At 67.8% G+C, this 15,315-nt stretch carries 12 protein-coding genes; 4 read left to right on the top strand and 8 right to left on the bottom strand.

Annotated elements, in window-relative coordinates; genetic code table 11:
- Positions 1–172 precede the first annotated feature (172 nt).
- On the top strand, positions 173–5,014 hold the full coding sequence (locus ACT2FV_RS02880; RefSeq protein ID WP_444503157.1) for an NAD-glutamate dehydrogenase: 4,842 nt from the start codon (positions 173–175) through the stop codon (positions 5,012–5,014).
- A 25-nt stretch (positions 5,015–5,039) separates the two neighbouring features.
- Here the strand turns inward: ACT2FV_RS02880 and ACT2FV_RS02875 are convergent, their stop codons facing one another.
- The 6 genes from ACT2FV_RS02875 to ACT2FV_RS02850 form a co-directional block, all read right to left on the bottom strand.
- Positions 5,040–5,900: a class I SAM-dependent methyltransferase gene (locus ACT2FV_RS02875; protein WP_444503156.1), complete on the bottom strand. Its 861-nt coding sequence runs from the start codon at positions 5,898–5,900 to the stop codon at positions 5,040–5,042.
- Between the two features lie 10 nt (positions 5,901–5,910).
- Positions 5,911–6,261 (bottom strand): VOC family protein, encoded by a 351-nt coding sequence (locus ACT2FV_RS02870; RefSeq protein WP_444503155.1) that lies wholly within the window; start codon positions 6,259–6,261, stop codon positions 5,911–5,913.
- Between the two features lies 1 nt (position 6,262).
- Positions 6,263–6,439, bottom strand: coding sequence for a ribbon-helix-helix domain-containing protein (locus ACT2FV_RS02865; RefSeq protein ID WP_124629012.1), 177 nt, complete (start codon positions 6,437–6,439; stop codon positions 6,263–6,265).
- Positions 6,440–6,532: 93 nt separating this feature from the next.
- A complete protein-coding gene (locus ACT2FV_RS02860) occupies positions 6,533–7,366 on the bottom strand; it encodes an arylamine N-acetyltransferase family protein (protein ID WP_059608451.1) in 834 nt (277 codons plus the stop codon).
- 120 nt (positions 7,367–7,486) lie between these two features.
- Positions 7,487–8,179 carry a hypothetical protein gene (locus tag ACT2FV_RS02855; RefSeq protein ID WP_151048618.1) on the bottom strand — a complete coding sequence of 231 codons (693 nt, stop codon included), beginning with the start codon at positions 8,177–8,179 and terminating at the stop codon, positions 7,487–7,489.
- Between the two features lie 246 nt (positions 8,180–8,425).
- Positions 8,426–9,910, bottom strand: coding sequence for an amidase (locus ACT2FV_RS02850; RefSeq protein ID WP_444503154.1), 1,485 nt, complete (start codon positions 9,908–9,910; stop codon positions 8,426–8,428).
- A gap of 373 nt (positions 9,911–10,283) precedes the next feature.
- Here ACT2FV_RS02850 and ACT2FV_RS02845 point away from each other — a divergent pair, with 373 nt between their 5' ends.
- The 3 genes from ACT2FV_RS02845 (at position 10,284) to ACT2FV_RS02835 (ending at position 13,155) form a co-directional block, all read left to right on the top strand.
- Positions 10,284–10,718 carry a universal stress protein gene (locus ACT2FV_RS02845; protein WP_059608454.1) on the top strand — a complete coding sequence of 145 codons (435 nt, stop codon included), beginning with the start codon at positions 10,284–10,286 and terminating at the stop codon, positions 10,716–10,718.
- Between the two features lie 469 nt (positions 10,719–11,187).
- Complete coding sequence (locus ACT2FV_RS02840) at positions 11,188–11,436, top strand: hypothetical protein (RefSeq protein WP_059608455.1); 249 nt, start codon at positions 11,188–11,190, stop codon at positions 11,434–11,436.
- A 432-nt stretch (positions 11,437–11,868) separates the two neighbouring features.
- Positions 11,869–13,155 (top strand): NRAMP family divalent metal transporter, encoded by a 1,287-nt coding sequence (locus ACT2FV_RS02835; RefSeq protein WP_444503153.1) that lies wholly within the window; start codon positions 11,869–11,871, stop codon positions 13,153–13,155.
- A gap of 36 nt (positions 13,156–13,191) precedes the next feature.
- Here ACT2FV_RS02835 and ACT2FV_RS02830 read toward each other — a convergent pair whose 3' ends face one another.
- Both ACT2FV_RS02830 and ACT2FV_RS02825 read right to left on the bottom strand, forming a co-directional pair.
- Positions 13,192–13,593, bottom strand: coding sequence for a PPC domain-containing DNA-binding protein (locus ACT2FV_RS02830; protein ID WP_151048621.1), 402 nt, complete (start codon positions 13,591–13,593; stop codon positions 13,192–13,194).
- A gap of 297 nt (positions 13,594–13,890) precedes the next feature.
- Entirely contained in the window at positions 13,891–15,291 is a 1,401-nt protein-coding gene (locus ACT2FV_RS02825) for an MFS transporter (RefSeq protein ID WP_174912228.1), read from the bottom strand.
- Positions 15,292–15,315 lie beyond the last annotated feature (24 nt).

The raw sequence follows: 15,315 nt of genomic DNA, 5'->3' as shown, positions 1-15,315 counted from the left end.
CGCCGCCGCACCTGGCCCGACCGCCCATACGACGCCGGCTCCCGGCGTTGCATGCGGCCTCCCCCCTGCCCCGCGTTGTGCGCCCGCACATCGCTCCGTCACGCAACCGGCACATCAATCGGCGCATAATGCCGAACACACGCAGCAGCCAGTGGCCACCCGGGAGACCGCCATGGAAGCGAAGAACGAGGAAGTCGTCGCACACCTGCTCTCCGATGTCGTCGAATTCGCGCGCGGGCGGCTGCCCGAAGCCACGTTCCGGATCGTCGAACCGTTCCTGCGTCATTACTACGATTTCGTCGACGCCGATGATCTGCAGAATCGCGGCATCGCCGACCTCTACGGCGCCGCAATGGCACACTGGCAGACCGCCCAGAAATTCGTGCCCGGCAGCGAGCGGCTGCGCGTCTACAACCCGATCCTCGAACAGCACGGCTGGCACTCGGACCACACGGTGATCGAGATCGTCAACGACGACATGCCGTTCCTGGTCGATTCGGTGACGATGGCCGTCAATCGCCTCGGGCTCGCGCTGCACTCCGCGCTGCACCCGGTGTTCCGCATCTGGCGCGCCGGCAACGGCGGGATCGAACGTGTCGACGCCGGTGGCGCGACGCCCGGCGACGGCCAGTCGCAACTCGCGTCGTTCATTCACTTCGAAGTCGACCGCTGCGGCGACGCCGCGCTGCTCGACACGCTGCGCGACGACATCGCGCGCGTGCTCGGCGATGTGCGCGCGTCGGTCGAGGACTGGCCGAAGATCGTCGACATCGCGCGCGCGACGATCAAGGACATGAAGGCCCGCGAATCCACCGCGGAAGACATCGAGGCGCGCGCGTTCCTCGAGTGGATGGCCGCCGATCACTTCACGTTTCTCGGCCAGCGCGACTACGCGCTCGTGTCCGACGGCACGGGCTTCGGCCTGCGCGGCGTGGAAGGCTCCGGCTTCGGCCTGCTGCGCGAATCGCTGCGCACGCCCGGCGCGCCCGACGTGACGCCGCTGCCGCCGGCGGCCGCCGAGATCGTCACCGGCCCCTGGCCCATTTTCCTGACCAAGGCGAACTCGCGCGCGACCGTGCACCGGCCCGGCTATCTCGACTACGTCGGCGTCAAACTGGTCGGCGCCGACGGCAAGGTGACCGGCGAACGCCGCTTCATCGGGTTGTACACGTCGACATCGTATTTCGGTTCGTACACCGAAATCCCTATCGTGCGCCGCAAATGCGCGAACATCGTGAAGCGTGCGGGCTTCCTGCCGAAGGGACATCTCGGCAAGTCGCTGGTGACGGTGCTCGAAACCTATCCGCGCGACGAACTGTTCCAGGCCGACGAGGATCAGCTCTACGACATCGCGCTCGGCATCCTGCGCCTGCAGGAACACCAGCGCACGCGCCTGTTCGTGCGGCGCGACCGCTTCGACCGCTTCGTGTCGTGCCTCGCGTTCGTGCCGCGCGACAAGTACAACACCGACCTGCGCCGCCGCATCGCGAAGCTGCTCGTCGACGCGTACAACGGCGTGACCGTCGAGTTCACGCCGCTGCTGTCGGAATCGGCGATCGCGCGAATTCATTTCGTCGTCCATGCGGAACCGGGCACGATGCCTGACGTCGACACGCGCGAGCTCGAAACGCGGCTCGTGCAGGTCACGCGCCGCTGGCAGGACGATCTCGCGGACGCGCTGCTCGACGCCTTCGGAGAAGAACAAGGCAACCGCCTGCTGCAGCGCTATGCGGACTCGTTCCCGGCCGGCTATCGCGACGACTACCCGGCGCGCACGGCCGTGCGCGACATCGAGTTGATCGAGCGCGTGAAGGAGTCGGGCCAGCTCGCGATGAACCTGTACCGCCCGATCGAGGCCGAGGCGCGCGCATTCCGCTTCAAGGTGTACCGCGCGGGCGACCCGATCGCGCTGTCGCGCAGCCTGCCGATGCTCGAGCATCTCGGCGTGCGCGTCGACGAGGAGCGGCCGTACCGGATCCAGACGCAGGATGCCGCGCCCGCGTGGGTGCATGACTTCGGCCTCGAACTCGCGGACGATACCGAATTCGACATCGAGCGCGTGAAGGGCCTGTTCGAGGACGCGTTCGACCGGATCTGGACCGGCCGGATCGAGAACGACGACTTCAACCGTCTCGTGTTGCGCGCGCACCTGAGCGCACGCGAAGTCACGATCCTGCGCGCGTACGGGAAATACCTGCGGCAGGTCGGCTCGACGTTCAGCGATGCCTATATCGAGCGCGCGCTGACCGGCAACCCGGCGATCGCACGGCAACTCGTCGAGCTGTTCCTGCTGCGCTTCGACCCGGCCACCGGCGGCACGCGCGACGTGCAGGTCGAACACCTGCTGAAGGCGATCGAGACGGCGCTCGACCAGGTGCCGAACCTCGACGAGGACCGGATCCTGCGCCAGTTCCTCGGCGTGATCAACGCGACCGTGCGCACCAACTATTTCCTGCACGACGCGAACGGCGAACCGAAGCCGTACCTGTCGTTCAAGTTCAATCCGGCGAAAGTGCCCGGCCTGCCCGAGCCGAAGCCGATGTTCGAGATCTGGGTGTACTCGCCGCGCGTCGAGGGCGTGCACCTGCGCGGCGGGCGCGTCGCGCGCGGCGGGCTGCGCTGGTCCGACCGTCGCGAGGACTTCCGCACCGAGGTGCTGGGGCTGATGAAGGCGCAGATGGTGAAGAACGTCGTGATCGTGCCGGTCGGCTCGAAAGGCGGCTTCGTCGTGAAAAACCCGCCGCCGCCGAGCGATCGTGAAGCGTGGATGCGCGAGGGCGTCGCGTGCTACCAGACGTTCCTGCGCGGCCTGCTCGACCTGACCGACAATCTCGCCGGCAACGCAATCGTGCCGCCGCCCGACGTGGTGCGGCACGACCCCGACGATCCGTATCTCGTCGTCGCGGCCGACAAGGGCACGGCCACGTTCTCCGACTACGCGAACGCGATCTCTCACGAATACGGCTTCTGGCTCGACGATGCATTCGCGTCCGGCGGCTCCGTCGGCTACGACCACAAGAAGATGGCGATCACCGCGCGCGGCGCATGGGAATCGGTCAAGCGGCACTTCCGCGAGATGGGCATCGACACGCAGACGACCGACTTCACCGTGGTCGGCGTCGGCGACATGTCGGGCGACGTGTTCGGCAACGGGATGCTGCTGTCGCCGCATATCCGGCTCGTCGCGGCGTTCGATCACCGGCACGTGTTCCTCGACCCGAACCCCGATCCGGCGACGAGCTTCGCGGAGCGCCAGCGGATGTTCGCGCTTGAACGCTCGAGCTGGGCCGACTACGACACATCCGTCATCTCGGCGGGCGGCGGCGTCTACCCACGCACCGCGAAGACGATCCCGCTGTCGCCGGCCGTGCAGGCCGCGCTCGGCATCGACGCGCACGCGCTGCCGCCGACCGAGCTGATCCGCGCCATCCTGCAGGCGCCTGTCGATCTGCTTTACAACGGCGGCATCGGCACCTACGTGAAGGCCGCGCGCGAAACCCACCAGCAGGTCGGCGATCGCGCGAACGACGCGGTGCGGGTAAACGGCGCGGACCTGCGCTGCAAGGTCGTCGGCGAAGGCGGCAACCTCGGCTGCACGCAGTTCGGCCGCATCGAGTTCGCGCAGCGCGGCGGCCGCATCAACACCGACGCGATCGACAACTCGGCCGGCGTCGATTGTTCGGATCACGAAGTCAACATCAAGATCCTGCTCGGACTCGTCGTCACCGACGGCGAGATGACCGAGAAGCAGCGCAACGCCCTGCTCGCGGAAATGACCGACGAAGTCGGGCTGCTCGTGCTGCGCGACAACTACTATCAGACGCAGGCGCTGTCGATCGCGGGCCGCTACAGCGTCGATCTGCTCGACGCCGAGGCGCGCCTGATGCGCTGGCTCGAACGCGCGGGTCGCCTGAACCGCGTGATCGAGTTCCTGCCGACCGACGACGAGATCGCCGAACGGCAGGCCGCGAAACAGGGGCTCACGTCGCCGGAGCGCGCGGTGCTCCTCGCCTACAGCAAGATGTGGCTGTACGACGCGCTGCTCGAATCCGACGTGCCCGAGGATCCGCTCGTCGCCGCGATGCTCGTCGACTATTTCCCGAAGCCGCTGCAACAGCGCTTCAGCGAACCGATGCATCGCCACCCGCTGCGCCGCGAGATCCTCGCGACGCACCTGACCAACGCGCTCGTCAACCGGGTCGGCTGCGCGTTCGTGCACCGGCTGATGGAGGAAACCGATGCGAAGCCTGGCGACATCGTGCGCGCCTGCATCATGGCGCGCGACGTGTTCGATCTCGATGCGGTATGGCGCGACATCGACGCACTCGACAACCGCGTCGCCGACGACGTGCAGGCGCGCATGTTCGTCGACGTCGCGCGGCTGCTGGAACGCGCGGCGTTGTGGTTCCTGCGGCAGCTTCAGTCGGGCGCGGTGGCCAACGGCGGCGTCGCCGGACTGATCGCGCGCTGCCGCGACGCGGTGCAGCGGATTGCGCCGCAATTGCCGTCGCTGCTGCCGGCCGACGATCTGGAAGCGCTGTCCGAGCGGCAGCGCGTGCTGGTCGATGCCGGCGTCGACAGCGCGCTCGCGGTGCGCGTCGCGAGCGGCGACATCTCCGCCGCGCTGCTCGACATCGCCGAAGTGGCCGCGACCTGCGATCGCAGTCTCGAACTGGTCGCGGGCGTCTACTTCTCGCTCGGCACGCTGCTGAACTACGGGTGGATCGGCGAACGCGCGGCCACGCTGCCGACCCCGACGCACTGGGACATGCTGGCGCGCGCGGCCGCGCTCGCGGAGGTCGCGCGGCTCAAGCGCACGCTCGCCACCAGCGCGCTCGCGGAATCGGCCGACTCGACGGCGCCCGAGACGATCGTCCATGCGTGGCGCGAACGCCGCGACGCCGCGCTGCAGCGCTACGAGCACCTGCTCGCCGACCTGCGCGCATCGGGCGGCGCGAGCCTCGCGGTGCTGCTCGTGGTCGTGCGCGAGATGGCCGTGCTCGAACGCGCGTGACGGGTGAGCCCGGGTCGCGCCGGGATCACACCGTCGCGACGAGCAGCTCTTCCGCGTTGTCCGGCGGACGCAGACCGTCGCTGCGGTCGGCGAAGTAGCGACGTGCAAGCTCCGCGGCCGACACGTGCTCGGCCCGTGCGAAGCCGGCCTCCGTCGCGAGCGCGCGGATCTCCTCCGGCATGAAGAAGCTGATGAACGGCGTACCGCTCGCGCGCGCGCCTTTGGCGGCCATTTCGAGCCCCGGCCGCACACTCGGATCTGCAAGCTCGAGCGGCAGCAGGAACGTCATCGCGAACGTCGAACCCGGCGCGAGCGACGCGACTTCGCGCAACGCCGCCGCGTTCGCGTCGCGCGTCAGGTACATGCTGACGCCGGTGGACACGACGACCGCCGGCTTGCCCGGATCGAAGCCAGCGCGCACGAGCGCGTCGCGCCACGACTGCTTCGCTTCGAAATCGAACGGCACGAGCCGCAGCCAGTCCGGCACGCCGAAGCCAAGCTCGGTCAGCCGGCGGCGCTTCCACGCCTGCGGCGCGGGCGGATCGACCTCGAAGACGGTCAGGTGCGACGCCATCTCCGGCCGGCGCTGCACGAAGCTGTCGAGGCCCGCGCCGAGGATCACGTACTGGCTCACGCCCCGCGCGGCGTGCTCGACGACGAGATCCTCGATGAAGCGCGCCCGCGCGACGATCGATGCGCGAAACGGCTGCGTGAACCGCGGATCCATGTCGCCGCGCTGATGCCAGCCGGGCGCCGGCGCGAGCAGGCGCAGGCCGACTTCGTCGGCGAGCACGTGCGGCGGCGCATCGAGTTCGACGTGCAGCGCGCGCCACAGCGCGACGCGTTCGGCGGTGCTGTCGGGGGCGTCCCGATGGAGGTCGGTCATCGCCGCGGCCTCACGCGCCCGGCGTGCCCGGCGCCTGCAGGCGCCAGACACGGCCGTCGGGATCGCGCACGGTCATGTCGCGCGTACCCCAGTGCGTATCCTCGAACGGAGTGACCACGTCGACGATCGGCTGCGGCCGGACCGCCTGCTCGTCGGGCACCTTCAGCACGACCTGCATGTCCGGCGTCTCGCCGGCCGGCACTTCGGCGATGAACAGAAACGGGCCGTCGCCGTTTCTCAGCTGGCCCGAGTTGTGATCGGTTTCGAATTCCAGCGTGAAGCCCAGCGCCTGGAAGAACTTTGCGGACTTGCCCCAGTTGTGCGTCGTGAGGTACACGGCTTCGATTCGCTCGGATGACATGTCATTCCTCCGTGGTGGACGGCCCGGCCCCCGGCTGCGGAGCGGCCAGATACGCGCGCAATGCGTCGGCCACCAGCGCGGACAGCGACTGCTCCGTTTCGATGGCGCGATGCTTGACCTGCCGGATCAGGCTCAGCGGCAGGTACACGTTGAATTGCTTCACTTCTTCGTCGGTCATGTCGGCTAGTATGCTAGCAATCTAGCAAATGTCAATCGGGAGACCGGAACCGGCGGCGCGGCGGACGTCGACGCCCCGCCGCTCGCCATGCGCTTACATCGGGTTCACCCGCGCTGCGATCCGGGTGAACAGCGCGTCGAGATCGAAGCCGCTCGTATCGATGCCGATCGTGTCGCGCAGGCACGCGCCCCACGCGGCCGCGTCGTCGAAGGTGACGGTGCGCCCCGCGCCCGCCGCGTCGCGCACCGTCAGCACGGTGTTGAACAGCGCCGCGCGGCCGTCCGGCAGCACGCGGCAGGCGATCAGGTCGTTCACGAAGATCGATTCGGGATAGGTCGACGTGAACCAGTTCGCGGCGTCGTAATCGATCCACTCGGCCGGTTTCAGCGAGAAGCGGTAAGTCGTCTGCCAGCCGTCGGGGATCTCGAACTGCATGTCGAACTCGCCGTCGACCGGCGCGCCGACGATGCGAAACGCGCCGTGCGGCGTCAGCTGCCGCTCGCCCGGCACGAAGCGCAGCGGCGCGGTCAGCGTCGCGCTGCCGAAGCCGATGTCCGCGAGCCACGTCGCGCCATCGAGATCGATGCGCAGCAGCATGTGCGTCTGCGCGGTGACGACCTCGGGCGGCCGCATCCAGCGCACGCGCGCGATCAGCGGCGTCACGCGAAAACCGATCGTCGTAAGCGCGGTGTGGAAGAGCTTGTTGAGTTCGAAGCAGTAGCCGCCGCGGCGGCGCCCGATCACCTTGTCGACGATCGCGGGCAGGTCGAGCGCGACACGTGCGCCGGTCAGCGGGTTGAGGTTTTCGAACGGGATCGCCTGCGGGTGCAGCAGATGCAGCCGGCGCAGCACGTCGAGCGTCGGCTCGGCCGGGCCGTCGTAGCCGATGCGGGCGAAGTAGCGCGGGAGGTCGAACGAGTCAGTCATGAACCGGCACCGGGAACGGGAAACGCACAACGATAGCATCGCGCGATATCCCCATGTTGCGCGGGGCCATCCCGGATCGCCGCGCGCCGCCGGCACCGCGGCGCGCGGGGTGCGGCTGCGTTACGGCAGCAGCTTCAGCGCGGACGACGCGACCGCCGGCACCGAAATGCCCTGGCTCGTCGCGAACTGCACGGCCTGGCTGAGCGTCGACGCGAGCGACTGCAACTGGCCCGGCGCGCTTTGCGCGATATACGACGCGGCCTGCATGTTCTGCGGATTCAGGCCCGACTGGAGCAGCGAAGCGGCGCTGGTCGAACCGAGATTGCCAAGCCCCGACTGCAGCTGCGAATACTGCGTGAGGCCCTGGCCGAGCGATGCGAGGCCGTTGCTGAACGCCTGCTTGTCGATCGGGCCGTGGGTCGGGCCGCCGCTCGCGAACGCCTGGCCAAGCGCCTGCGACACCGACTGCTGCGCGCCGCCCATCTGCGACAGCACGGCCGGCGTCAACGCGTTGCCGCCACCGAGCAGGCTGGCGGCCTGCTGCGCCTGCCCGGCCGCGCCGGTGAGCCCCATCGCCGACGCGAGCGACGACTGCCCGGCCAGCACCTGCTGGTTCGCGCCGACGTACGCCTGCATCAGCTGCGCGACGCCGCCCTGCGCGGGTGCGGCCTGTTGCGGCCCGCCGCCGAGCAGCGCCGAGCCGATCGACTGCAGGTCGAGCTGCGCATGCGCGGCGCCGTTGGCGCCCAGCAGGATGCCGAATGCGATGCCCGCCGATGCCAGGTGCTTGCCCGTCGCGCGAATATGCTTCATCTGTTTGCCTCGTACCCGAATGATTGAGGCCGATATTGTCGAAGCGCGTCGCGCGCCGCCGCAACGACTGAAACACATCGAAACGAAATCGCGCGCCGCAGCCGCTTGCAATTGCGCGGCCGTCCCGACTCGCCGCGCGCATTCGTCCGCGATTGCCGCACGATGTCGGGCACGCGTCCGGATTCGTTCCTTTTCCGCATCAATAGCGCTTGTTTCGAACATCCGCGATCGACACCGCGGCACGCATCACGCAGCCATCCACGCCGGCAGCCGCCGGCCGACCCAGTCGGCCGCCTGCTCGTAGCCACGCGCGAGCTGCAGCACCGCGAGGTCCGCGCGCGGCCGGCCGATCAGCTGCATCCCCATCGGCAGCCCCGCGTCGTTGAAGCCGACCGGCACGCTGATCACCGGGCAGCCGGCCAGCGTCCACGGCACGACCGTTTCCATCCAGCGGTGGTAGGTGTCCATCGCGCGGCCCGCGATTTCCTTCGGCCAGCGCTGCTCGACGTCGAACGGAAACACCTGCGCGGTCGGTGCCGCGATGAAGTCGTAGCGATCGAAGAAGCTCAGCACCGCCTGGTGCCACGCGGTGCGCTCGACGCTCGCGTCGAACACCTCGGCACCCTGCATCGCGAGCAGCCCTTCGACCTCGTAGATCGCCTCGGGCTTCAGCAGCGCGCGCCGTGCCGGATCGCGATAGTGCGCGAGCAGCCCGCCACCGGACAACAGATGTCGATGCGCGAGCCACAGGCGCCAGATGCGCTCGGGGGCGAACGCCGGCAGCGCCGCATCGACGTCGCAGCCGATCTCGCGCAGCGTCGCGAGGCCCGTTTCGCACTGCGCGAGCACGCCCGGCTCCGTCGCGAGATAACCGTTCCAGTCGCCGACCCACGCGATGCGCTCGCCGCGCAGGTCCTTGTCGAGCGGCTTCGCGAACTCGGCCGGATCCTCCGCAAGCGACAGCGGATCGTTCGGGTCGTAGCCGGCCTGGATCGCGAGCAGCTGCGCGACGTCGCCGACCGTGCGGCCCATCGGCCCTTCGATGCCGAGCTGCTGCATGAACACGTCGACGCCCGGCCAGCGCGGCACGCGGCCCTGCGACGGACGGAACCCGTAGATGTTGCAGAACGCGGCCGGATTGCGCAGCGAGCCGCCGAAGTCACTGCCATCCGCGACCGGCAGCATGCGCGCGGCGAGCGCCGCCGCCGTGCCGCCGCTGCTGCCGCCGGCACTCTTCGTCAGGTCGTACGGATTGCGTGTCGCGCCGTGGATTTCGTTGAACGTATGCGAGCCGAGGCCGAACTCCGGCGTGTTGGTCTTGCCGATGAAGATCGCGCCCGCCGCACGCATGCGGCCGACGCCGACCGAATCGCCCTGCGGCACGTTTTCGCGGAAAATCGGCGAGCCGTAGGTCGTCCGCAGCCCTTTGGTCATCGCGAGATCCTTCGGCGCCTGCGGCATCCCGTGCAGCCAGCCGTGATACTCGCCGCGGGCCAGCGCGGCGTCCTTTTCCGCGGCTTCGGCAAGCAGCACGGCGCGATCGCGCAGCGAGATCAGCGCGTTCACCGCGCCGTTCACGCGCTCGATGTGATCGAGATAGGCACGCATCGTCTCGACGCACGACACCGCCTTGCCACGGATCGCCGACGCGAGTTCGCCGGCCGACAGGCGCACGATCGGGTCGACGGTGATGGAAGCGGGAGCGAGAAGCTGCGGGGCGCCGTGCGGCATGCGAGGTCTCCTGGAATCGGAATGGAATGGCCGGCCGCGCGGTGGCGGCAGTCCGTCCCGAACGGCCGGGAAGGCGCCGGAAAGCGGCCGCGCCGCGGTCGATGCTCTACTCTACGCGACGCCGGATGGCCAACCTCCGATATTTTCCGCCGCGATTCATTGAGGATTCGACTAAATCGGCCTGTGTCGGGCTGCCACTCGTTCGACTGGTGTAAACGTTTATGCGCATAAACTAAAATTTCTTATATTTCTAATAGGCGCAACACGAGGCGACGGACGTTAACGACATTTTTACGCGGCCGCCCAATCTCTTTAGGTCGCGCGATCCGGCGGCGCACTACGCTGGGAACATCTCGACTACGGAGCATTTTCCATGCTCAAACTGCTGGTTCCGGTCGGACATTCGCCTCGCTCGCTGCAGGCGGTTCGCCACGCGACCTTCCTGTATCGCGAACGTTGCGCATCCGAGATCGTGCTGATCAACGTGCAGGCGCCGCTCGAGGCGACGCGGCTCGAGGCGTTTCACCCGCTGTCGAGGCTTCAGTCGATCGAGGACAAGTTCGCGTGCGACGATCTGGCGATGGCGGAGCGGGTGTTGCGGGAAGCCGGTGTCCGATACAGCATCGTGAAGAAGGTCGGGCCGGTGGCCGACACGATCGCGGCCGTCGCGGCCGAGACCGGCTGCGACGAAATCGTCGTCGTTGCGCCGCGGCAGGATCCGTTTCACGCGATGCTGTCGATGTTCCGTCGCAGCGTGATGGATCGGCTCGTGCGGATCTCGAATGTGCCGGTGACGGCAGTGCGATGAACGGTGCGGCGCTTACTTGATAACCTTGCGCCAGAACACCAGATAGGTCGCGGCGGAAGACGCAATCAGCAGAATGGCCCACATCGGCGCGAGACTGATCAGCACGGAAGAGACGTTAAGCATTTGGATTCCTCACTATTTCGATAGCGATGTTCGGCACGTGCCTGTTGCGTTCGGATCCGCTGCGCCCATCGCTTGCGCGCATTGCGTTCCGTTGAAACATGCATTGATGCTATCGCTTTGAGTGCCGGCGCGACCGTCTCGCCCTGCCCGTACCCTGACATTCGTCAAACTCGCGTCAATCGCGCGCCGGTACGGCCGGCCACTGCCCCTTCCGCGTTCGCGCGGCACAAGAACGGGACGCAATTACAACAGGCATGTCGCCGTTTCAGCAGACGTTTACCGGGGGAAGCCCCAAGTGCTTCACGAAACGTGTCCGCGTTACGCTTCGGCAACGAGGAGACGAATCATGAGACGAGTGGTACACATCGCGTTTTTCGCGCTGCTGGCCTACCTGATCGGCGATCGGGCGCTGCTGCACGCGCAAGGCCGCGACGCCAGCCCGATGGCGTGTTCGCAGGGTGCCGAGCAGGTGAAATACGATGCGCTCAGCCGAGGCTTCGGCAACGCGGCCGCCAGCAGCCAGAGCGAGGCGTTCATGTCCGGCTGCCTGGTGACCGGGCGCAGCAATCGGGATGTTGCAATGACTGACCGTTGACGCCGAACGGGCGCCGCCGGACCGGTTGCGCTCATGGCGCGCCCCTGACCCGGAAACGGTCACACCCGGGGCTTTCCGTCTTTTGCATTCCGCACCGCCGGCACTGACGTGCCGCCGACAGCCGACGACACGCCGCCAATCCGGCGCGCGATGCAACCGTCGAGCGGCCGACGCGGCACGTCGGGCACGCCCCGTCGCTCGCGCCGACGCGTATCGCCGCTGCTGCGCCCTTCGCGCCGCGGTCCGGCCGCCCTCGTTCGCGAGCGCCCGGTCCGTTTTCTCCCGCAGCCCCGCTTCCCGCGCCTCGGCCAAGCCGGTTTTCTGCTGCGCCGCGCTCGGCGTTCGACACGCATCAGCCGACCGGCGCCGCCCGTCCTACGGCCCGGGCACGCCGATTGCGACTCGGTTGCCCCCTTCCCACGGGCCGCCGACATGAACGACAACGAGTCCCTCGATACCGCGCAGCCTCGTCCGCGCGCGGCAACGTGGCTCCGGCGCCTCGGGCCGGGCCTCGTCACCGGTGCCGCCGACGACGATCCGTCAGGCATCGGAACCTATTCGCAGGCGGGTGCGCAGTTCGGATTCGAACTGCTCTGGTCGCTGCTGCTGACCTATCCGCTGATGACGGCGATCCAGCTGGTCAGCGCGCGCATCGGCCGCGTGACGGGCAAGGGCCTCGCGTCGAACATGCGCGCGCACTACCCGTCATGGCTGCTCTACAGCGCAGTGGCATTGCTGTTGATCGCGAACGTGATCAACATCGCGGCCGACCTGTCGGCGATGGGCGCGGCGGTCCATCTCCTGCTGCACGGCCCTCAGGAACTCTATGTCGTCTGTCTGGGCGGCGTGTCGGCCGTGCTGCAGATTTTCGTGCCGTACGACCGGTATGCACGCCTGCTCAAATGGATCGCGCTGGTCCTGCTCGCGTATGTCGCGGTGGCGCTCATCGTGCCCGTCCATTGGGGCGAGGTCGGCCGCGCGATCGTGTGGCCGCATATCCAGCTGACCGCCGCCTACCTGACCACGGTCATCGCCGTGCTCGGCACCACGATCAGCCCTTATCTGTTTTTCTGGCAGGCGTCGCAGGAAGTCGAGGAACTGCATGCGAAGCCGAACGAGCACGCGTTGCGGCGCGCACCTCGTCAGGCACCCGCGCAGTTGCGACGAATCAACTTCGATACCTGGGTCGGCATGGGCGTATCGAACGTCATTGCGTTCTTCATCACGCTGACCGCAGCGGCCACGCTCAACATGCACCACATCGAAGTGAAGACGTCCGCCGATGCCGCGCGCGCGCTCGAGCCCATTGCCGGGCACTTCGCGTACATGCTGTTTGCGCTCGGGATCGTCGGCACCGGCCTGCTGGCGTTGCCGGTGCTCGCCGGATCGGCCGCGTATGCGGCCTCGGGCAGCTTCCGCTGGCGCAACAGCCTCGCGCTTCGGCTCGGCGTCGCGCCCGAATTCTATGCGGTGATCGCCCTCGCGATCGTGGGCGGCGTCGCGATCACGTTCATGCATTTCGACCCGATCCGCGCGCTCTACTGGAGTGCGGTCATCAACGGCGTGACCGCGGTTCCGATCATGATCGTGATGATGCTGATGGCCGGCAGCCGACGCATCATGGGCAAGTTCGCCGTGACGGGCGCGCTGGCGTGGGGCGGCTGGGCCGCGACGGTCGCGATGGCGATCGCGGCGATGGGGGTGTTCGTGCCGGGGTAAGCCGCATCGGTCACCTGCGCCAGACCGTGCGCACGATCAGCCTGACTCCGGACGAATCACCAGCTCGTTGAACCCGGTCCCTGCATCGGGTTCACGGGAGAAACGATATGCGGGCAACAGCACGAGCAGGATCTCGGCGGTCGTCCGCACCATGCAACCGCTCGCGACGTGTCCGCCCGACACGCGGCCGTTCGCATCGGACACCGACATATGAAGGTGCGCGCCGTCCGGCGAGACCGAACCGGCCAGCGTCAGGATCTCGAGGTCGCCGCGCAGTTCGGTCGGCGCGTCGACACCGGCAAAGCGCAACTGCGCGACGGTCAGGCTGCCGATCCCCTGGATCACGAATGCCGCGTGTGTGTCGAGCCGGCACAATGCCTGCTCGACCGATGCGCGCAGATCGTCGCCGAGGGAAAGACGCAAAGGATGGGCTTGCATGGTCGATAACCTGCTGGTGGGCCGGGGTGTCGACAAAGCGTACGTTCGACCGGGCCATCCGGCAAGCCGCCTGCCGGATGGTGCATCGCGCCTGCGTCACGGCAACGCGCGGCACGCCCAACGCATCGACCGGCGTCCCGCGGAACCCGGCCCATGCCTGGCCCGGTCGCCATACGCACAAGTCGAGAAAGTGAAAGGAGATGCCGGATCAGCCCATGCCCGCAGACAAAAGCACAAAGGCCCGGACGGTATCGCCCGGGCCCTTCCCTTCACGCCATCCACCACGGCGACATGCGCTTACGCTTCCAGCGCCTCCAGCACCTTGCCTTTCGTCTCGATCCCGACGAAGTGCACGGTCACCGCCGCGATCAGCGGCACGACGCCGATCAGGTAGAACGCCGGCGCGAGGCTGCCGCCGATGATCGCGTGCGGCACGATCATCGGCGCCGCGAACGACGCGATCTTCAGCCACGCGCTGCCGAGTCCGCAGCCCGACGCACGGATGCTCGTCGGATACTGCTCCGGCGTATAGACGTACGCGGTGATGAAGCCCGATGCCATCAGCCCCAGCGACAGCGAGCAGAACACCGCGACGACGTACACCGACGATGCGTGATAGAGGCCCGCGAACGCCAACGACAGCGCGCACAGCACGAACGACCACACGATCACCGGCTTGCGTCCGAGCTTGTCGACGAGCAGCGCCGACGCAAGCGACCCGAGCACGCCCATCACCGAGCCGATCACCGCGAGATTCAGCGCGAGTTGCAACGGCGCGTGATAGAAGTTCTTGTAGATCGTCGGCAGCCACGTGGACAGCCCGTACTGGATGAACCCGCAGGTCGCCCAGAGCGTCGCCACGGCAAGCGTGCGCTTGCGATACGCGGCGCTGAACAGGTCGCTCATCCGGCGCTTCGGGTGCTGGCGCACCATCTCGTCGTACGCGGCCACCTGCGTGACCGGCGGCAGTTCGCCGCGCACCGACGATTCGAACACACCGACCGCGCGCCCGGCTTCGGGGAGGCGCCCGCGCGATGCGAGCCAGCGCGGCGATTCCGGCACGAGATGCGTGAGCACCAGCGCGAGGATCAACGGCAGCCCGCCGACGAAGTACATGATCTCCCAGCCGAACCGTGGCACGAGCCATGCGCCCAGCGCCATCGACACCAGCAAACCGATCGGAAACACGATTTCATACAACAGCACGAAGCGGCCGCGACCGTGCGCACGCGTGATTTCGTTGATGTACGTGGCTGCGACCGGCAGTTCGCCGCCGAGACCGAGCCCCTGCAAGATCCGCAGGAGCACGAATATCTCGAACGTCGGCGCGAAACCGCACGCGATGCTCGTGATGCCGATCACGGCCGAACTCCACGCGATCGCCTTCACGCGGCCATGCTTTTCCGCGAGCGCGGGAAACAGGAACGCACCGATCAGCTGGCCGATCGCGCCGGACGCGATCAGCATGCCGATCTGCGTCGGCGACAGCCCCCACTTGTGAATCAGCAGCGGCAGCGTCGCCGCGATCGTGATCACGTCGAAGCCGTCGAAGAACGTGGCGGTGCCGATCAGCACACGCGCGCGGATCTGCATCGCGTTGGTCGGAAGCCGCTCGAGCCGCGCGATGATCGCGCCGGGCGTGGAGGCGGCAGCTTCCATCGTGGCCCTGCCGGCCACGACGTTGTCGAAAGTGCTCATGCGGGGGGTCTCCTGGATCGTTCG

It is taken from the genome of Burkholderia sp. PR2 (assembly GCF_052372875.1).
Lineage (GTDB): Bacteria > Pseudomonadota > Gammaproteobacteria > Burkholderiales > Burkholderiaceae > Burkholderia > Burkholderia diffusa.
Note: the sequence above shows the minus strand (reverse complement) of the source record. Positions and strands in the feature narration are given on the sequence as shown.